The organism is Paracoccus sp. SY (genome assembly GCF_002901215.1).
Lineage (GTDB): Bacteria > Pseudomonadota > Alphaproteobacteria > Rhodobacterales > Rhodobacteraceae > Paracoccus > Paracoccus acridae.
In genome coordinates this window covers 18735-37209 of the sequence record NZ_NWMQ01000015.1, presented here as the reverse complement: position 1 = coordinate 37209, position 18475 = coordinate 18735, and the positions used below count along the sequence as shown (strand labels likewise).

Annotated in this window: 16 protein-coding genes; 15 read left to right on the top strand and 1 reads right to left on the bottom strand. The window is 66.8% G+C overall.

Annotation, left to right across the window (positions count from 1 at the left end):
• The first annotated feature begins 9 nt into the window (after window positions 1–9).
• The 15 genes from CK944_RS12800 to CK944_RS12730 all read left to right on the top strand — a co-directional run bounded on the left by CK944_RS12800 (window position 10) and on the right by CK944_RS12730 (window position 17804).
• On the top strand, window positions 10–717 hold the full coding sequence (locus CK944_RS12800; RefSeq protein WP_103173454.1) for a phosphatidylcholine/phosphatidylserine synthase: 708 nt from the start codon (window positions 10–12) through the stop codon (window positions 715–717).
• Window positions 714–2180, top strand: a complete 1467-nt coding sequence (locus tag CK944_RS12795) for an ABC transporter substrate-binding protein (protein ID WP_103173453.1) — start codon at window positions 714–716, stop codon at window positions 2178–2180. Before CK944_RS12800 ends, CK944_RS12795 begins: the two co-directional genes overlap by 4 nt.
• A 222-nt stretch (window positions 2181–2402) precedes the next feature.
• Window positions 2403–2624 (top strand): DUF2798 domain-containing protein, encoded by a 222-nt coding sequence (locus tag CK944_RS12790; RefSeq protein WP_103173452.1) that lies wholly within the window; start codon window positions 2403–2405, stop codon window positions 2622–2624.
• Between the two features lie 316 nt (window positions 2625–2940).
• Entirely contained in the window at window positions 2941–4497 is a 1557-nt protein-coding gene (locus CK944_RS12785; RefSeq protein WP_103173451.1) for a 2-isopropylmalate synthase, read from the top strand.
• A gap of 247 nt (window positions 4498–4744) precedes the next feature.
• The gene (locus tag CK944_RS12780; RefSeq protein WP_158247996.1) at window positions 4745–5344 is read left to right on the top strand and encodes a VPLPA-CTERM sorting domain-containing protein; all 600 of its coding nucleotides are present in this window, start codon (window positions 4745–4747) and stop codon (window positions 5342–5344) included.
• 238 nt (window positions 5345–5582) lie between these two features.
• On the top strand, window positions 5583–6617 hold the full coding sequence (locus CK944_RS12775; protein ID WP_103173449.1) for a rod shape-determining protein: 1035 nt from the start codon (window positions 5583–5585) through the stop codon (window positions 6615–6617).
• Between the two features lie 27 nt (window positions 6618–6644).
• Window positions 6645–7580 carry a rod shape-determining protein MreC gene (gene mreC / locus CK944_RS12770; RefSeq protein WP_103173448.1) on the top strand — a complete coding sequence of 312 codons (936 nt, stop codon included), beginning with the start codon at window positions 6645–6647 and terminating at the stop codon, window positions 7578–7580.
• Window positions 7580–8107, top strand: coding sequence for a rod shape-determining protein MreD (locus tag CK944_RS12765; protein ID WP_103173447.1), 528 nt, complete (start codon window positions 7580–7582; stop codon window positions 8105–8107). The genes mreC and CK944_RS12765 overlap by 1 nt, the downstream gene beginning before the upstream one ends.
• Window positions 8104–10044 (top strand): penicillin-binding protein 2, encoded by a 1941-nt coding sequence (gene mrdA, locus CK944_RS12760; RefSeq protein ID WP_103173446.1) that lies wholly within the window; start codon window positions 8104–8106, stop codon window positions 10042–10044. The genes CK944_RS12765 and mrdA overlap by 4 nt, the downstream gene beginning before the upstream one ends.
• Window positions 10045–10048: 4 nt before the next feature.
• Window positions 10049–11188 carry a rod shape-determining protein RodA gene (rodA, locus tag CK944_RS12755; RefSeq protein ID WP_103173445.1) on the top strand — a complete coding sequence of 380 codons (1140 nt, stop codon included), beginning with the start codon at window positions 10049–10051 and terminating at the stop codon, window positions 11186–11188.
• Complete coding sequence (locus CK944_RS12750) at window positions 11185–12108, top strand: glyoxylate/hydroxypyruvate reductase A (protein ID WP_192877758.1); 924 nt, start codon at window positions 11185–11187, stop codon at window positions 12106–12108. Before rodA ends, CK944_RS12750 begins: the two co-directional genes overlap by 4 nt.
• A 103-nt stretch (window positions 12109–12211) precedes the next feature.
• On the top strand, window positions 12212–12742 hold the full coding sequence (locus tag CK944_RS23645) for a biliverdin-producing heme oxygenase (protein WP_192877757.1): 531 nt from the start codon (window positions 12212–12214) through the stop codon (window positions 12740–12742).
• On the top strand, window positions 12739–15315 hold the full coding sequence (locus CK944_RS12740) for an HWE histidine kinase domain-containing protein (protein WP_205049031.1): 2577 nt from the start codon (window positions 12739–12741) through the stop codon (window positions 15313–15315). The genes CK944_RS23645 and CK944_RS12740 overlap by 4 nt, the downstream gene beginning before the upstream one ends.
• Window positions 15316–15467: 152 nt before the next feature.
• The gene (locus CK944_RS12735) at window positions 15468–16763 is read left to right on the top strand and encodes an MFS transporter (RefSeq protein ID WP_103173443.1); all 1296 of its coding nucleotides are present in this window, start codon (window positions 15468–15470) and stop codon (window positions 16761–16763) included.
• On the top strand, window positions 16764–17804 hold the full coding sequence (locus CK944_RS12730; RefSeq protein WP_103173442.1) for an AbrB family transcriptional regulator: 1041 nt from the start codon (window positions 16764–16766) through the stop codon (window positions 17802–17804).
• Between the two features lie 6 nt (window positions 17805–17810).
• On the opposite strand, the gene CK944_RS12725 is transcribed toward CK944_RS12730, so the two are convergent.
• Window positions 17811–18470 carry a GntR family transcriptional regulator gene (locus CK944_RS12725; RefSeq protein WP_103173441.1) on the bottom strand — a complete coding sequence of 220 codons (660 nt, stop codon included), beginning with the start codon at window positions 18468–18470 and terminating at the stop codon, window positions 17811–17813.
• Window positions 18471–18475 lie beyond the last annotated feature (5 nt).

Genomic DNA, 18475 nt, shown 5'->3' with positions numbered 1-18475 from the left:
AACCGGACCATGAAGACGCAACACAAAGCCCTGTCCGTCCACCTGCTGACCGCCACCGGCGCCGTGCTTTCGATGCTGGCCATGCTGGCCGCGGTCGAGGAGAAATGGGCGCTGATGTTCCTGTGGCTGGTCGTGGCCCTTGTGGTTGACGGCATCGACGGTCCCCTGGCGCGGAAATACGACGTCAAGATCCATTCGCCGAACTATGACGGCGTGCTGATGGATCTGATCATCGATTATCTGACCTATGCCTTCATCCCGGCCTATGCGCTGTTCAAGTCGGGGCTGCTGTCGGGCTGGACCGGCTGGCTGGCGATCATCGCCATCGTCTATGGCAGCGTGATCTATTGGTCCGACACCCGCATGAAGACCCGGGACAATTCCTTTTCCGGCTTTCCCGGCTGCTGGAACATGGTGGTGCTGGTGCTGTTCGCGACCGATCCGCACTGGACGGTGATCCTGCTGATCGTTGCCGCCCTGACGGTGGGTATGTTCCTGCCGATCAAGTTCATCCACCCGGTGCGCACCGAACGCTGGCGGGCCATATCGCTGCCCATCGCGATCCTGTGGTGCGTCTTTGCCGCCCGCGCCGCCTGGGTCGATTTCCACCCCGACAGCTGGGCCAACTGGGGGCTGGTGATCACCTCGCTTTGGCTGATGCTGGCAGGGGCCGCGCAGCAGTTGATGCCCGAACGCGCCCAAGGGGGACGCCCATGATCCATGCCCTGAAACCGCTGGCCGCCCTGGTGCTTCTGGCCCTGCCGGCAAGCGCCCAGGACGCCATCACCCTGGGCATGGTGCTGGAACCCCCCAATCTGGATCCCACCGGCGGGGCGGCGGCTGCGACCGACGAGGTGGTCTATGCCAATGTCTTCGAGGGGCTGACCCGCTTCGGCCCGAACGGCGCCATCGAACCCGGCCTGGCCGAAGGCTGGGACGTGGATCAGGACGGCCGCGTCTATGTCTTCCATCTGCGCGACGGCGTGACCTTCCACGACGGCGCCGCCTTTGATGCCAGCGACGTGGTCTTCACCCTGGACCGCGCGCGGGCGCCGGATTCGACCAATGCCCAGAAGGCCCTGTTCCAGGGGATCGAGGCCGTCGAGGCCGTCGATCCCCTGACCGTCCGCATCACCCTGACGGCGCCGGACGGGAACTTTCCCTTCAAGATGGCCTGGGGCGACGCGGTGATGCTGGATCCGGCAAGCGCTGACGGCCTTGCCACGAACCCGGTCGGCACGGGTCCCTTCCGGCTGGACCAGTGGGTGCAGGGCGACCGGATCGTGCTGTCTGCCTTTGACGGATATTGGGGCGCCAGGCCCGCGCTGCAAACCGCGACCTTCCGCTTCATCCCCGATCCTTCCGCGGCCTTCGCGGCGATGATGGCGGGCGACGTGAACGCCTTCCCGAACTTCCCCGCGCCCGAGACGCTGCCCCAGTTGCAGGCCGATCCCCGCTTCAAGGTCATCGTCGGCACGACCGAGGGCGAGACGATCCTGGCGATGAACAACGCCCGCGCGCCCCTGGACGACATCCGGGTCCGCCAGGCCATCGCGCACGCGATCAACCGCCAGGACATCATCGACGGCGCGATGTTCGGATACGGCACCCCCATCGGCAGCCATTTCGCGCCCCACCATCCCGATTACGTCGATCTGACCGGCCTGTCCGCCCATGATCCCGAAAAGGCCAAGGCCCTGCTGGCCGAGGCGGGTACCGGCCCCGTCACCCTGCGCCTGGCCCTGCCGCCCACGCCCTATGCCCGGCGCGGCGGAGAGATCGTGCAGGCGCAACTGGCCGCCGTGGGCATCCAGACCCAGATCGCCAACATGGAATGGGCGCAATGGCTGGAAGCCGTCTTCAAGGGCGGCGATTTCGACCTGACCATCATCAGCCATACCGAGCCCCTGGACATCGATATCTATGCCCGGCCGGATTATTACTTCGGCTATGCCCGGCCCGAATTCGTCGCGCTGATGGACCGGTTGCAGGCGGCGGTGACGCCGCAGCAGCGCGGCGACCTGTACCGGCAGGCGCAGGAGATGATCGCGAACGATCACGTCAACGCCTTCCTGTTCCAGCTTGCCAAGACCGGCGTGGCGGACGCCCGGATCCAGGGCTTGTGGGAAAACGCGCCCACCCAGGCCAATGACCTGACGAAGGTGCGGTGGACGAACTGACGCCTGCCAGGGGGGCAGCCTGAACCTGCCTTGACCTGGGGGGCACCGCATCCTAATCCCCCCTTGTCGAAAAGATTCGAGACCGGTTCAGTTATTCCGGTCACTGCCTTGGCAGGATCAAGTCGTGCCCGCCACGAACCCACGGCACCATCGCAACCATGGTGCTGTCATGTCCGGGGCCTTTTGTCCGTTCAAGCAGTGCCGCATCGCATCCGGACGAACATGGACAAGAAGACCCTTATCATCGCCCAAATCATCATCACCTGCCTGATGGCCTTTTCGATGTCCGGCGTCATGTCGGCGGTTGGCCTAGGATTGACGCGGGAATGGCTTTACGCCTGGCCCGGGCAATTCGCCATGGCCTGGCCGATCGCCTTCGTGCTGACCCAGGTGGCCACCCGCATCGCCTTTCCGCTGGCCTTCCGGCTGCGCCGGTTCCTGTGACCAGGCGGCAGGGCCAAGGCGCGACGGGGAATTTCCCCCCGCCGCCTGCACCCTGCAGGGCGGCAGGAAGGGCAAAGCCGCCGCCATTTCCGCAATTCCCTCTTTTCATCGGGGGTTTCCGGCGGCATAGTCCCGGCCATGACCCGGATGCTGGACATTCCCGTTGCCCCGACCGCGCCCCATGGCGCGCGTCTGGCCGTGAACCTCCGCGGTCTGCTGCTTCTTACGCTGCGCTGAGCGGGTCTCCGGGCCGCCGCTCAGCCAGGACGTGCCCGGGCAAACCCAGCGACAGAACCTCCGTAAGAAAGCACATCCCATGACCGACAAGAACCGCGTCGTCATCTTCGACACCACGCTCCGCGACGGCGAACAGTCGCCCGGCGCCACCATGTCCCACGAGGAAAAGCTGGAAATCGCCTCCATGCTGGACGAGATGGGCGTGGACATCATCGAGGCGGGCTTTCCCATCGCCTCGGAAGGCGATTTCGCCGCCGTCAGCGAGATCGCGAAGCAGTCCAGAAACAGCGTGATCTGCGGCCTGGCCCGCGCGCAGCTGCCCGACATCGACCGCTGCTGGGAGGCCGTGCGCCACGCCCGTCGTCCGCGCATCCACACCTTCATCGGCACCTCGCCCCTGCACCGGGCCATCCCGAACCTGGACATGGACCAGATGGCGGAACGGATCGAGCAGACCGTGACCCATGCCCGCAACCTGTGCGACGACGTGCAATGGTCGCCCATGGACGCGACCCGCACCGAACACGACTATCTGTGCCGCGTGGTCGAGATCGCCATCAAGGCGGGCGCGACCACCATCAACATCCCCGATACGGTGGGCTATACCGCGCCGCGCGAATCGGCCGCGCTGATCCGCATGTTGCTGGAACGCGTGCCGGGCGCCGACACGGTGGTCTTCGCCACCCATTGCCACAACGACCTGGGCATGGCGACCGCCAATGCCCTGGCTGCGGTCGAGGCGGGCGCCCGCCAGATCGAATGCACCATCAACGGCCTTGGCGAACGCGCGGGCAACACCGCGCTGGAAGAGGTCGTGATGGCCTTGAAGGTGCGCCATGACATCATGCCCTTCACCACCGGCATCGACACCACGAAGATCATGGGCATCTCGCGCCGGGTGGCGCAGGTTTCGGGCTTTCCGGTGCAGTTCAACAAGGCCATCGTCGGCAAGAACGCCTTCCTGCACGAGTCCGGCATCCACCAGGACGGCGTGCTGAAGAACGTCGAGACCTTCGAGATCATGCGCCCCGCCGATATCGGGCTCAATGAAACCAACATCGCCATGGGCAAGCATTCCGGCCGCGCCGCGCTGCGCGCCAAGCTGTCCGACCTGGGATACGACGTGGGCGACAACCAGTTGAAGGACATCTTCGTGCGGTTCAAGGCGCTCGCCGACCGCAAGAAAGAGGTCTATGACGAGGATATCGTGGCCTTGGTCCAGGACGCCACGGCCAATACCGGCGACGACCACCTGCAGGTCAAGCACCTGCGCGTCGTCTGCGGCAGCGACGGGCAGTCGGCCGACCTGACGATGATCGTGGACGGACAGGAAAAGACCGTCCACGCCACCGGCGACGGCCCGGTCGATGCCTGCTTCAACGCGGTCAAGCAGATCTTCCCGCATAACGCCACGCTGAAGCTGTATCAGGTCCATGCCGTGACCGAAGGCACCGACGCCCAGGCCACCGTGTCCGTGCGGATGGAGGAGGAGGGCCGCATCGTGAACGGCCAGGCCGCCGATACCGACACGATCCTGGCATCCGTGAAGGCCTATGTCGGCGCCCTGAACCACCTGATCGTGCGCCGCACGCGGGCGGGCAGGGACGGCAAGGAAATCAGCATGTATTCGCACTAGGCCGGACGGGCGGAGGAGTGGCCTCCGCCCTTCATTCCGATCAGGTGCCGGGTCCGATTGCGGCAACCTGCCCGAAAAGACACCCGCAATGCGTGTTCTGCCTCGTTGACGGACACGTCAATCGGTGCGACATCGGCATCACCCGGATCGACGGTCGCGGCAATGCGGACGGGTTCGGCAGCGCAAGTATAGTTCCGCCCTTTTTCAATAGTTTGCGTCTGTTTGGCGCATGTTCACGAGGTTTGTGATGCGGGTTTTTCGTCTCGCTGCGGCTTTGGCCGTGACAATGGCTGGTGCCGCTGGGGCCGCCACGCTGCACGAAGGCACCGGTGCGGATGCATTTTCGGGTGACTGGAAGAATCCGACGGTGGTGGCAGCGGGGATCGACACGATCTCGGGCAGCTGGAACGGTCAGAACGACTATGACATGCTGTCCTTCACCTCGTTGAAGAAGGGTGCGCAGACCGTTACGCTCAGCTTCTCGCCCATGAAGCCGATCGGGGATACGGACTGGTCCTTCTCGGCCGGGGGCAGCCTTTATTACAAGACCTCGGCGCCCCAATACAGCGCATGGGAAGGAACCCAGTTCGAATCGGTGAACATCCAGCACTGGAACCGCACGAAGGACTTCACCTATTCGCTGAATCTCGGCGACGATTTCGGCGGCGTGCTGTACCTGTCGCTTTACGGGACGCATGGCAGCCTGAACTACAACATCTCGGTTCCGGGCAATGCCTTGAGCCTGCCCGAACCTCAGCCCGCGCCGGTTCCGCTGCCCGCCGGTGCGGCGCTGCTGCCGGGGGGCCTTGCGGCCCTGGCGGTCCTGCGCCGTCGCAAGAAGCGCTGATCCCACCCGTCCCCGACCCGTCGAAAGGCGCCCGCGACCAGCGTGGCGCCTTTTTCATGCGCCCGTCTTCTTCGATGCTGCCTGCAGGCAATCGCGCATCACGGGAACGGGGCTTTCCCGCCGCGCCCCGGGCTTCTATATGGGGGCACCGCCGTGCAGGCGAATCCGCGCGGCGATGGCGCTTGGCGACGGGCAAGAATGGGGACAGCCGGTGAAACCGGCGCGAAAGGATACGGGCATGGCATTCGGCGGTTTGTTTTCGACCGACATCGCAATCGACCTCGGGACGGCGAACACGCTGATCTATGTCAAGGGCAAGGGCATCATCCTGAACGAGCCCTCGGTCGTGGCCTATCACGTCAAGGACGGCAAGCGGCAGGTCCTGGCCGTGGGCGAGGACGCGAAACTGATGCTGGGCCGCACCCCCGGTTCCATCGAGGCGATCCGGCCGATGCGCGAAGGCGTCATCGCCGATTTCGACAGCGCCGAGCAGATGATCAAGCACTTCATCAAGAAGGTGTTCAAGCGCAGCGGCTTTTCCAAGCCCAAGGTCATCGTCTGCGTGCCCCATGGCGCGACCCCGGTTGAAAAGCGCGCGATCCGCCAGTCGGTCCTGTCGGCGGGCGCCCGCAGGGCCGGGCTGATCGCCGAACCGATCGCGGCGGCCATCGGCGCGGGGATGCCCATCACCGAGCCCACCGGCAGCATGGTCGTGGACATCGGCGGCGGCACGACCGAGGTCGCGGTCCTGTCGCTGGGCGACGTGGTTTATGCCCGGTCCGTCCGCATCGGCGGCGACCGCATGGACGAGGCGATCATCAATTACCTGCGCCGCAACCAGAACATGCTGATCGGCGAATCCACAGCCGAGCGCGTCAAGACCAGCATCGGCACCGCCCGGATGCCCGACGACGGGCGCGGCGCCACGATCATGGTGCGCGGCCGCGACCTGCTGAACGGCATCCCCAAGGAAATCGAGATCAGCCAGGCCATGGTGGCCGAGGCCCTGGCCGAACCCATGCAGGCCATCTGCGAGGCCGTGATGGTCGCGCTGGAAGCCACGCCCCCGGATCTGGCCGCCGATATCGTGGACCGGGGCGTGATCCTGACCGGCGGCGGGGCGATGCTGGGCGACCTGGATCTGGCGCTGCGCGAGCAGACGGGCCTGTCGATCACGCTGGCCGACCAGCCGATGAACTGCGTCGCCCTGGGCACCGGCAAGGCGCTGGAATACGAAAAGCAGCTGCGCCACGTCATCGACTACGACAGCTGAGGGGCCGACCTGTCGGGGGCTGCCTGAATGGCACGCAAGCGTCCAGATTTCACCACCCCCGTCCGGCGCGTCCTGATCGCGCTGCTGGCGCTTGTGCTGATCGCGGTGTTCCTGTTCTGGCGCATCGACAGCCCCCGCGCCGAACGGATGCGTGTCGCCATCATCGACCGCGTGATCCCCTCGTTCGACTGGGCCATGGCGCCCGTCACCCAGGTCAGCCAGATGATCGGCGGGTTCCAGTCCTATGCCCGGATCTATGAACAGAACCAGGAACTGCGTCGCGAATTGCAGAAGATGCAGGCCTGGAAGGAAGCCGCCGTCCAGCTGGAACAGGAAAATTCCAAGCTGATGGCGCTGAACAACGTCCGCATCGACCCCGCCCTAACCAGCGTCACGGGCAGGGTCATGGTGGACAGCGGGTCCGCCTTTCGCCAGTCGGTGCTGCTGAACGTCGGTGCCGACGACGGCATCGTCGAGGGCTGGGCCACGATGGACGGGCTGGGTCTTGTGGGGCGCATTTCCGGGGTGGGCAAGCGGACCAGCCGGGTGGTGCTGCTGACCGACCCGTCTTCTCGCATTCCCGTCACCATCCAGCCCTCCGGCGAACGGGCGCTGCTGACGGGCGACAACACGCCGCTGCCGTTTCTGGACTTCATCGAGATGCCCGACAATGTGCGGCCGGGCGACCGTGTCGTCACCTCGGGCGATGGCGGGGTCTTTCCGCCGGGGCTTCTGGCCGGGCAGGTCGTCCAGGGCAGCGACGGGCGGATGCGGCTGCGCATGGCCGCCGATTACGGGCGGCTGGAATTCCTGCGCGTGCTGCGGTCCCACCCGGCGGAAACGGTGGTGGATTCGGGCGCGGTCATCACGCCGGGCGACCAGGGCTTCATCGGCCCGCAGATCCCCGCATCCCCGGTCGAGGCCGCGGCCATGTCCGACCCCCTTGCCGCCGGAACGGATTGATGAACCGGCAGGTGCTGATCGGCACGGTGCTGTTCTGCGCAGCGATGGCGGTGCTTCTGTTCCTGCGTCTGCTGCCGCTGTCGGCCGGGGCCGCGCGCCTGCCCGGCCCGGACCTGGGTCTTTGCCTGGTGCTGGCCTGGGTGCTGCGCCGCCCCGACCAGCTGACGGCCCTGGCGATCGTGCTGGCCTTCGTCGTTCAGGACATCATCCTGCTCAATCCTCTGGGACTGTGGCCCGCCATCGTCCTGATGGGGACCGAGGCCGCACGCTTGCGTGAGGCCCGTTGGCGGGATGCGCCATTCATGGTTGAATGGCTGCGCATCGCGGTGCTGATCGGCGCCATGATGCTGGGCTATCGTATCGTGCAGGTGCTGTTCATGATGCCGGTTCCGGCCTTGGGTCTGGTGATCCTGCACTACATCGCCACCATCGCGGCCTATCCCCTGGTGGTGCTGGGCGCGCGCGCGCTGCTGGGCCTGCGCCGCATCACCGATATTGAGGTCGAGCAGATGAGGGCCGCGCGATGACCAAACCCCCCCGCCCCGGCGACACGGATGGCCGCAGCATCACGCGGCGGGGCCTGATGCTGGCGGGAATCCAGTTGGGCGTGGTCACCACCCTGGCGCTGAAGCTGCGGTCGATGCAGGTCGAGCAGGCCGAGCAATACCGAATGCTGGCCGACGGCAATTCCATCAAGATCCGCCTGCTGGTGCCCGCGCGCGGCCTGATCCACGACCGCAACGGCATCGTGATCGCCGGCAACGAACAGAATTATCGCGTGACGCTGACGCGAGAGGAGGCGGGCGGCGATGTCGAACCCGTGCTGCGAAGGCTGGCCCGCCTGATCCCCATCAGCGAGGCCCGCATGGCCGAGCTTCTGGATGAATTCGCCAAGCGCAGCGCCGTCACGCCCATCGTCCTGGCCGACCGGCTGACCTGGGAACAATTCAGTTCCATCGCCGTCAACGCGCCGTCGCTGGCCGGGGTCACGCCGGAATCCGGGCTGTCGCGCGTCTATCCCCGTGCGGGCGATCTGGCGCATGTGCTGGGCTATGTCGGTCCCGTCAGCGATTACGACCTGTCCAAGATCGAGGATCCCGATCCCGTCCTGATGCTGCCCGAATTCCAGTTGGGCAAGGTCGGCTTCGAGGCGCGGATGGAGGACGTCCTGCGCGGCAAGGCCGGTCAGCGCCGGGTCGAGGTGAACAGCGCCGGCCGCGAGATGCGCCAACTGTCCCGCCAGGAAGGCGATCAGGGCGCGACCGTGCAGATGACCATCGACGCGCAGTTGCAGAACTATGCAGCCCAGCGCATGGGCACCGAAAGCGCCGCCGCCGTGGTGATGGATTGCCAGACGGGGGATATCGTGACGATCTGTTCGTCCCCGTCCTTCGATCCGAACAAGTTCGTGCGCGGGATCTCGTCTTCGGACTACAAGGCGCTGATGAACCATGACCACCGCCCGCTTGCCGACAAGACGGTGCAGGGGGTCTATCCCCCGGGATCGACCTTCAAGATGGTCACCCTGATGGCCGGGCTGGAGGCCGGGGTCATCAATGCCGGGACGCGCTTTTATTGCCCCGGCCATACCGAGGTCGGCGGACGGCGGTTCCATTGCTGGCGGCGGGGCGGGCATGGCAGCGTGGACGCCGTCACCAGCCTGTCGCACAGCTGCGACGTCTATTATTATGAACTGGCCCAGAAGGTGGGCATCGACCGCATCGCCGCCATGGCCCGCAGGCTGGGCCTGGGCCAGCGACACGACCTGCCCATGTCCGCCGTGGCCGAGGGCATCGCCCCCGACCGCGCCTGGAAGCAGGCCCGCCACGGCCAGTCCTGGCAGGTGGGCGACAGCCTGAATGCATCCATCGGGCAGGGCTATGTGCTGGCCTCGCCCCTGCAGCTGGCGGTGATGACCGCGCGCATCGCCACCGGGTTGGAGATCAGGCCGCGGCTGGTCCGCGCCATCGACGGGGTGGCCCAGCCGGTTCCCGAGTTCCCGGACATGGGGCTGAACCCGGCCTTCCTGCGCGTGGCCCGCCTGGGCATGGACGAGGTGATGAATTCCGCCAGCGGCACCGCCCGGCGGTCGCGCATCATCCGCGAAGGCTGGCGCATGGCGGGCAAGACCGGCACCAGCCAGGTCCGCAACATCACCGCCGCCGAACGCGCGCGGGGCGTGGTGTCGAACGACCAGTTGCCCTGGAACCGCCGCGACCATGCGCTGTTCGTCTGCTATGCGCCGTATGAGGCGCCGCGCTATGCCGTTTCGGTGGTCGTCGAACATGGCGGCGGCGGATCGGCGGTGGCGGCGCCCGTTGCCCGCGACATCCTGCTGTTCGCGCTGAACGGCGGGTTGCCGCCGCTGGACGCCGTGCCCGACGATCAACGCGCCGCGATGAAGGAACGTCACGACGCCATGCACCTGTTCGCGCCCGAGGCGCCCCGGCTGACGCGGGCCTGACGCCATGTCCTATCTCGACTACAAGGTCGCCCAGACGCCCACCGGCATCCGCAAGATCCTGCATCTGAACTGGCCGCTGGTCTTCCTGATCGCCGCCGTGGCCAGCATCGGCTTTCTGATGCTGGTGTCCGTCGCGGGGGGCCGCGTGGACACCTGGGCCGAGCCGCAGATGTACCGTTTTGCCGCCGGCATGGTCATCATGATCGCGCTGGCCTTCGTGCCGATGTGGTTCTGGCGCGGCATCTCGGTCCCCGCCTATGTCTGCTGCTTCCTGCTGCTGATCGCGGTGGAGCTGGTGGGCACCATCGGCATGGGCGCGCAGCGCTGGATCGACATCGGCCCGATCCGCCTGCAACCGTCCGAGCTGATGAAGATCGCGCTCGTGCTGCTGCTGGCGGCCTATTACGACTGGCTGCCCGCGCGGCGGGTGTCGCGGCCCTTATGGGTGCTGATCCCGGTGGTGCTGATCCTGGCGCCCACGGGTCTGGTGCTGATCCAGCCGGACCTTGGCACATCGATCATGCTGGTGGCGGGGGGCGGCATCGTAATGTTCGCGGCGGGCGTGTCCTTGTGGTATTTCGGCGTGGTGATCGCGGCCGCCGTGGGGCTGGTCGTGGCGGTGCTGGAAAGCCGGGGCACGGACTGGCAGCTTCTGAAGGATTACCAGTTCCGCCGCATCGACACCTTCCTGGACCCGACCGCCGATCCCCTGGGCGCGGGCTACAACATCATCCAGAGCCAGATCGCCCTGGGATCGGGCGGCTGGTCGGGGCGGGGCTTCATGCAGGGCACGCAGTCGCGGCTGAACTTCCTGCCCGAAAAGCACACCGACTTCATCTTCACCGTCCTGGCCGAGGAATTCGGCTTTGTCGGCGCCATGTCGCTTCTGGCGCTGTACACGCTGATCATCGGCTTTTGCCTGTATTCGGCGCTGACGAACCGCGACCGCTTCGCCGCGCTGATCACGGTGGGCATCAGCGGGACGTTCTTTCTGTATTTCTCGATCAACATGGCCACGGTGATGGGGCTGCTGCCCGCCAAGGGGTCGCCCCTGCCGCTGGTCAGCTATGGCGGGACGTCGCTGATGATCCTGATGCTGGGCTTCGGGCTGGTGCAGGCCGCCCATGTCCACAGGCCGCGATGACGATGCGCGTCCTGTTCGCCGCCCCCGATGCGCTGTGGCCCGCCTGGGCGCCCGCCCTGATGCGCCTTGCCCCCGAGATGCAGCTGGTCCGCGCCGACGACGCCGTCGATCCGGCCCGCATCGACGCCATCATCTTTGCGCCGGGCGGTACCCTGGACGACCTGTCGCCCTTCGTCAACGCGCGGCTGATGCAAAGCCTGTGGGCCGGGGTCGAACGCATCGTGACCAATCCGACGCTGACCCAGCCCCTGGCGCGGATGGTCGATCCGGGGCTGGCGCGCGGCATGGCGGAATATTGCACCGGCTGGGCCTTGCGGGCGCATCTGGGGATGGACCGCTATGCGCAGGACGGCGAATGGCGAAACGGCCTGACCCCGCCCCTGGCCTGCGACCGGCAGGTGACGATCCTGGGCATGGGCGAACTGGGCCGCAGCGTGGCCGCCATGCTGGGCGGCATCGGCTTTCCGGTGTCGGGTTTCAGCGCGTCGGGCCGGCCGGTGCCGGGGGTGCGGGTCTTTGGTCCCGACGACCTGGACCGGGCCTTGGCTGCGGCCGAGATCCTGATCGCCCTGTTGCCCGATACGCCGCAGACGCGCGGGCTTCTGGATGCCGATCGGCTGGCGCGGCTGCCGCAAGGGGCATGGCTGATCAATCCGGGGCGCGGCACGGTCCTGGATGACGAGGCGGTCCTGGCCGCGCTGGACAGCGGCCATCTGGGTCACGCCGTGCTGGACGTGTTCCGCGCCGAGCCGCTGCCCCGCGACCATCCCTTCTGGTCCCATCCCCGCGTCACCGTCACCCCCCATATCGCCGCCGAGACGCGGGTGGAAACCGCCGCCCCCGTTGCCGTGGAAAACCTGCGCCGCGCGATGTCGGGGCAGCCGGTGCTGTATCTGGTGGATCGTGACAAGGGCTATTGAACCGAAACCCGTTGTCATTTGTTAACGCGCCGGTAAGGTCAGCTATTGCGACATTCCGGCAAGGGCAGGTATGTCAGGGGGACAACTGGAAAGCCGGTGCTTCATGACCAAGGACGATTCCCTGCGCCGCGTTCTGATGACCGGGACGCGCGACCTGCATGATCGTCTGGATCAGGCGGTCGGCACATTTGCCGACGACGGCGCCTATCGCGCATTCCTGTCCGGCAGCTATGCCTTTCGCGCGGCCGTCGAACCCGCGCTGACCGGCGACGACTGGCCGTTGCAACCGCTGGCCCCGGTGATCGCGCAGGATCTGGCGGATCTGGACCAGCCCCGCCCCGCGCTTCCCCATGCGCCGGTGCTGGCAGGCCCCGCCGCGCAGGCCGCCGCCCGCTATGTGCTGGAGGGTTCCGCCCTGGGTGCGCGGCTGCTGGCACGGCGCGCGGCGGATCTTGGCTTCACCTCGGTCCATGGCGCGCGCCACCTGGCGGCGCAGACCGAATCGCCGCATCGCTGGCGGCAGTTCCTGGACTGGATGGAGCGCGCCGACCTTCCCGCAGGGCCTGCCCTTGCGGCAGCGCGGGCCGTATTTGGGGTTGCGCTCTGCGCCTATGGCGTCAAGTCTGCGACATGAACGAAAACGCCGCATCCGACGCGTCCCTGGTCGGCAAGCCCATCGACCTGACGAATTGCGATCGAGAGCCGATCCATATCCCCGGCAGCATCCAGCCCCATGGCTGCCTGCTGGGCTGCGACAATGCGGGCCGGGTCGTCCTGTATCATTCGGACAATGCCGCCGCCCTTCTGAACCTGGCCCAGGCACCGCTGGACCAGCCGCTGACCGAGGTGCTGGGGTCGGAAAACGTGCATCGGCTGCTGAACGCCCTTGCCGTGTCGGGACGAAGCCCCCGTCCGTCGCTGATCTTCGGGATGACCGTGAACGGGCGGACGCTGGATGCCACCATCCACCGCTTCAAGGGCCGCACGATCATCGAATTCGAACCGGCGTCCGAGCGGTTGGGCACGATCATCAGCCTGTCGCGGACCGTCATCGAACGGCTGCGCGTCATGAGCGACGCCGAACGGCTGATCCAGCAGGCGGCAATGCTGATGCAGGCACAGTTGGGATACGACCGGGTGATGGTCTATCAACTGGGCGAGGACGGCGCAGGCAAGGTGGTGGCCGAGGCCAAGCTGGACGAGCATGAAAGCTTCCGCGGCCAGTATTTTCCCGCCGGCGACATCCCCCAGCAGGCACGGGCCCTGTATCTGCGCAACCCCATCCGGGTGATCGGCGACGCGTCCTTCGTGCCGGTGCCGATCTGGGCCGGCGATTCCCAGGACGAGCCGCTGGACCTGTCCTATGCCCATCTGCGCAGCGTGTCTCCGATCCATTGCGAATACCTGCGCAACATGGGTGTATCCGCATCCATGTCGGTCTCGATCATCATCGACGGCGCCTTGTGGGGGCTGATCGCTTGCCACCATTATTCGCCCAAGATCCTGACCATGGCCGACCGTGCCGCCGCCGAAATGGTGGGCGAGTTCTTCTCGATGCATCTGGACGCCCTGACCCGCCGCCAGACCCGAGAAGCCGAACTGGCCGCCCGCAGCGCGCTTGACGACCTGTTGGTCGATGCCCGCAAGAACGAGGATGCGACCGCCGCCCTGCATGCCCGCCTGCCGGAACTGGCAAAGCTGATCCCTGCGGACGGCATCGGGATGTGGCTGGACGGCTGCTGGACGGCGCTTGGCCATGCGCCCGCCGAACGCCACATCGCCCCGATCCTGGCCCTGGCCGAAAGCCTGCCCGAAGGCCAGGTCTTCTCGACCGACAACCTGGCCGGGCTGGTGCCGGTGGATGCGTCGGCGGCAGGGATCGCGGGGCTGATGGTCGTGCCGCTGTCGCGGCGCCCGCGCGATTTCCTGTTCTATTTCCGCAAGGAGGCCGTCCAGACGCTGGACTGGGCGGGCGATCCGAACAAGACCTATGTCACCGGCAAGTTCGGCGACCGGCTGACGCCGCGTAAAAGCTTTGCCATCTGGAAGGAAACCGTTCGCGACCGAAGCCACCCCTGGTCCGAAAGCGACCGCCGCTTTGCCGAGGCGCTGCGCATCGCCGTGGTCGAGGTGCTGCTGTTCAACAACGAGCTTCTGGCAGACGAGCGTACCCGTGCCGCCGTCCGCCAGCGGGTGCTGAACCAGGAACTGAACCACCGGGTCAAGAACATCCTGGCGGTGATCCAGTCGCTTGTCAGCCGCAAGCCCAAGGACGGCGAAGCCCTGGCGGATTACGCCAATGCCCTGCGCGGGCGCATCCAAGCCCTTGCCTTTGCCCATGACCAGGTGATCCGCGACGACCAGGGCGGGATGCTGCACGACCTGCTGGGGGCGGAACTTGGCCCCTATGCGGACGACGGCAAGCCGATCCGGATGGACGGGCCGGCCGTGGTCCTGGACGGGCGGGCCTTTTCCGTCATGGCGCTGATCTTCCACGAGATGGCGACCAATGCCGCCAAGTACGGCGCCCTGTCGCAGCCTGGTGGCCATCTGTCGGTGGACTGGCGCATCGACGCGGACGGCCATTGCCGCATCCGCTGGACCGAGGACGGGCTGCACGGGGTGACGCCCCCGGAACGGACAGGCTTCGGTTCCGCGCTGATCGAGCAATCGCTGCCCTTCGATCTGGGGGGCGAGGCGCGGATCGCCTATCGCCCGCAAGGGATCGCCGCCGCCTTCATGCTGCCCGCGGATTTCCTGCACCCTGCCGATCCCGGTCCTGCACCATCCTTGCGCCCCGCCGTCCAGGCTGCCCCTGCCGTCCAGGCCGCCACCGCCTCGGCCCTGACCGGGCGGCGCGTCCTGCTGGTCGAGGATCAGACCCTGATCGCCATGGCCCTGGAAAGCGAATTGCAGGACCACGGCCTGCAGGTCACGGGACGTGCCGCCACGGTCCAGGCCGCCTTGGCGATGATCGACAGCGACGCGCCTGATCTGGCCGTTCTGGACGTGAACCTGGCGGACGAGGATTCGCTGCCCGTGGCCGAAGTCCTGCGCGACCGCGCCATCCCCTTCGTCTTTGCCACCGGCTATGGCGGGGGGATCGGCCTGCCCCAGGGCTTCGGGGCCATCCCCATCGTCGGCAAGCCCTATCAGGTGGGCGACATCCTGCAAAAGCTGGCCGAGGCCGAACGGCAGGGCAGGTGACAGGGCGGACAGGTAATCCCTGGCCGCAACCCTGCCATGTTTGCGCAACTTTCGGGACGTTCGGCATTCTCTTTCCGCAGCATTTGGGTTAGCGCAGCCCGTCCGGCATCTTCCGCGATGCTGGCCTTTCCCTGACAAGCGGACGATGAACCATGACTGATCAGACCATCACTGCGCCCGCCACGGCGCGCGGCACGCCCGTCAACTCTCCTGCACGGGTGCTGCTGGCCAGCCTGATCGGCACGACGATCGAATTCTTCGATTTCTACGTCTATGCGACGGCTGCCGTGCTGGTCTTCCCGACCCTGTTCTTCCCGGCCGAGGACGCGACCACCGCGTTGCTGGCATCCTTCGCCACGTTTTCCATCGCCTTCTTCGCGCGTCCCTTCGGCGCCATCGTCTTCGGCCATTTCGGCGACCGCATCGGCCGCAAGGCCACGCTGGTCGCGGCGCTGCTGACCATGGGGGTGTCCACCGTTATCATCGGCCTTCTGCCGACCTATGCCCAGATCGGCGTCGCGGCGCCCGCGCTTCTGGCGCTGTGCCGGTTCGGGCAGGGCTTCGGCCTGGGCGGCGAATGGGGCGGGGCGGTCCTGCTGGCCACCGAGAACGCCCCCGAGGGCAAGCGAAGCTGGTATGGCATGTTCCCCCAGCTTGGCGCCCCGGTCGGGCTGTTCCTGTCGTCGGGCTTCTTCTGGGTGCTGCTTCACTTCATGTCGCAGGAAGACCTGCTGGCCTGGGGCTGGCGGCTGCCCTTCCTGGCCTCGATCATCCTGATCGTGCTGGGCCTGTGGGTTCGCCTGTCCATCACCGAGACCCCGGAATTCGCCGAGGCCGTCAAGCGCGACCAGCGGGTGTCCGTCCCGGTCGTGGAACTGTTCCGCAACCACAAGCGCAGCCTGGTCCTGGGCACCTTTGTCGCGCTTGTGACATTCGTGCTGTTCTACATCTGCTCGGCCTGGCTTTTGTCCTATAACGTCAAGGTGCGCCAGGTCACCTTCATGGACGCGCTGCTGATGCAGATCTATGGCTCGGTGATCTTCGGGCTTGCGATCCCGCTGGCGGGCAAGGTCGCGGATGCGATCGGACGCCGTCCGTTCCTGGTCGTCGTCACGGTGCTGATCGGCATCTTCTCGTTCTTCCTGGCGCCGCTGATGGGCGGGGGGCAGGGCGGGCTTTACCTGTTCGTGACCCTGGGCATGTTCCTGATGGGCCTGACCTATGGCGTCATCGGCGCCGCCCTGGCCGCGCCCTTCCCGACGCGGGTGCGCTACACGGGGGCCTCGATCACCTTCAACTTCGCGGGGATCTTCGGGGCCTCGCTGGCACCCTATGCCGCGACCTGGCTGCAGCAGACCTATGGCCTGGCCCATGTCGGCTATTACATGCTGGCGGCATCTGTGATCACGCTGATCTGCATCCTGGCATCGGGCCGGGACGAGGTCTGAATGGCCGAAGGGTTGCGCGGGCGGCAGGCGGCCACCGTGCTGATCGGCGCCGCGGGCGTGGCGCTGTTCTGGCTGCTGCACCTGCCGCTGCCCTTCCTGTTCGGACCGATGATCGCGTCGCTTGCCGCCGCCCTGCTGGGCGCGCGGCTGGCGGGGCTGGGGCAGGTGTCGGTCGCGGCACGGTCCGTGCTGGGCGTGGCCATCGGCGCCTCGGTGACGCCCGCGCTTGTGGCGCAACTGCCGTCGATGCTGGCCTCGGTCGCGATCATCCCCTTCTATGTCGCGGCGATAGGCCTGGTGGGCGTGCCGTTCTTTCGCCGCTTCTGCGGCTTCGACCTGGTGACGGCCTTTTATGCCGCGATGCCGGGCGGCGCGGCCGACATGACCATCTTCGGGGCCGAGGCGGGCGCCAATATCCGCCAGGTCTCGCTGGTCCATGTCACGCGGCTGCTGGTCATCATGGTTGTCGGGCCGCTGGTGCTGGTATCGGTCTATGGTGTTGAACTGACGCACCCGGTGGGACGGCCCGCGGCCGACATCCCCCCGTCCGAACTGGCGGTCATGGCGGCTGCCGCCCTGATCGGCTGGAAGGTCGCGGAACGCCTTGGCCTGTTCGGCGCGGCGATCCTTGGCCCGCTGATCCTGGCCATGGCGCTGTCGCTGGCGGGCATCCTGCACATGCGCCCCCCGCGCGAGGCGCTGCTGGCCGCGCAGTTCCTGATCGGCATCGGCATCGGCACCAGCTATGTCGGCGTCACGCTGCGCGAATTGCGGGAAACGGTGGCGGGTGGCGCGGTCTTCGTCCTGATCCTGGCGGTGATCGCGGGCGCGGTGACGGAATTCGTGACCCTGACCGGCCTTGCCCCGCCGGTCGAGGGGTTCCTGGCCTTCATGCCGGGCGGTCAGGCGGAGATGTCGATGCTGGCGCTGATCGCGGGGGCCGATCTCAGCTTTGTGGTGGTCCACCACATCACGCGGGTGATCCTGGTCCTGACGGGCGCGCCGATCCTGTTTGCGCTGGTCCGGCGCCGCCGCCCCTAGGTGACCTCAGGCCAGGGTCCGGCGCATGGCGGCGATCAGGTCATGGAACCGATCCCCCTGCACGATGACGTGATCGTGCAAGGCCCGCGCCGCGCCGTCACCGTCGCCGTCCCGGATCGCCATGACAATGGCGTCGTGTTCCGCAAACGACCGCCCCATGCGGTTTCGGACCTGCAACTGCATCCGCCGATAGGGTTGCAGCATGGCATGCAGCCGCGCGGCTTCTTGCACCAGGAAGGCGTTGTGCGTGGCGCGATAGATGCAGTGGTGGAATTCCGAATTGCGCGCGTAATAGGCCTCGACCTCGCCCGCCTCGGCCAGGCGGCGGCAATCGTCGTGGACCCCCTGGAAGGCGTCCAGTTCCGCCTGGGTGATGCGGCGGGCGGCCAGGCGGCCGCAGCTTGCCTCGATCTCGGCCATGACCTCGAAGCGTTCGGCGAGTTCCTCGGGCGACCACTGGCTGACGAAGGTGCCACGCTTAGGCATGACGCGCACCAGCCCCGATGCTTCAAGCTGCTGGAACGCCTCGCGGATGGGGGTGCGGGAACAGTCGAATTCCTGCTCCAGCGCCTCGGGGTCCAGGCGGGTGCCGGGCAGGTATCGGCCTGCCACGATGGCGTCTTCCAGGGCGCGCCTGATGCGCAGGGTGTTGGGAACGCTGGTCAAGACTT

Coding starts and splice junctions, on each gene's coding strand:
- CK944_RS12800 (WP_103173454.1), top strand. CDS start 10: ATGAAGACGCAACACAAAGCCCTGTCCGTCCACCTGCTGACCGCCACC.
- CK944_RS12795 (WP_103173453.1), top strand. CDS start 714: ATGATCCATGCCCTGAAACCGCTGGCCGCCCTGGTGCTTCTGGCCCTG.
- CK944_RS12790 (WP_103173452.1), top strand. CDS start 2,403: ATGGACAAGAAGACCCTTATCATCGCCCAAATCATCATCACCTGCCTG.
- CK944_RS12785 (WP_103173451.1), top strand. CDS start 2,941: ATGACCGACAAGAACCGCGTCGTCATCTTCGACACCACGCTCCGCGAC.
- CK944_RS12780 (WP_158247996.1), top strand. CDS start 4,745: ATGCGGGTTTTTCGTCTCGCTGCGGCTTTGGCCGTGACAATGGCTGGT.
- CK944_RS12775 (WP_103173449.1), top strand. CDS start 5,583: ATGGCATTCGGCGGTTTGTTTTCGACCGACATCGCAATCGACCTCGGG.
- mreC (WP_103173448.1), top strand. CDS start 6,645: ATGGCACGCAAGCGTCCAGATTTCACCACCCCCGTCCGGCGCGTCCTG.
- CK944_RS12765 (WP_103173447.1), top strand. CDS start 7,580: ATGAACCGGCAGGTGCTGATCGGCACGGTGCTGTTCTGCGCAGCGATG.
- mrdA (WP_103173446.1), top strand. CDS start 8,104: ATGACCAAACCCCCCCGCCCCGGCGACACGGATGGCCGCAGCATCACG.
- rodA (WP_103173445.1), top strand. CDS start 10,049: ATGTCCTATCTCGACTACAAGGTCGCCCAGACGCCCACCGGCATCCGC.
- CK944_RS12750 (WP_192877758.1), top strand. CDS start 11,185: ATGACGATGCGCGTCCTGTTCGCCGCCCCCGATGCGCTGTGGCCCGCC.
- CK944_RS23645 (WP_192877757.1), top strand. CDS start 12,212: ATGACCAAGGACGATTCCCTGCGCCGCGTTCTGATGACCGGGACGCGC.
- CK944_RS12740 (WP_205049031.1), top strand. CDS start 12,739: ATGAACGAAAACGCCGCATCCGACGCGTCCCTGGTCGGCAAGCCCATC.
- CK944_RS12735 (WP_103173443.1), top strand. CDS start 15,468: ATGACTGATCAGACCATCACTGCGCCCGCCACGGCGCGCGGCACGCCC.
- CK944_RS12730 (WP_103173442.1), top strand. CDS start 16,764: ATGGCCGAAGGGTTGCGCGGGCGGCAGGCGGCCACCGTGCTGATCGGC.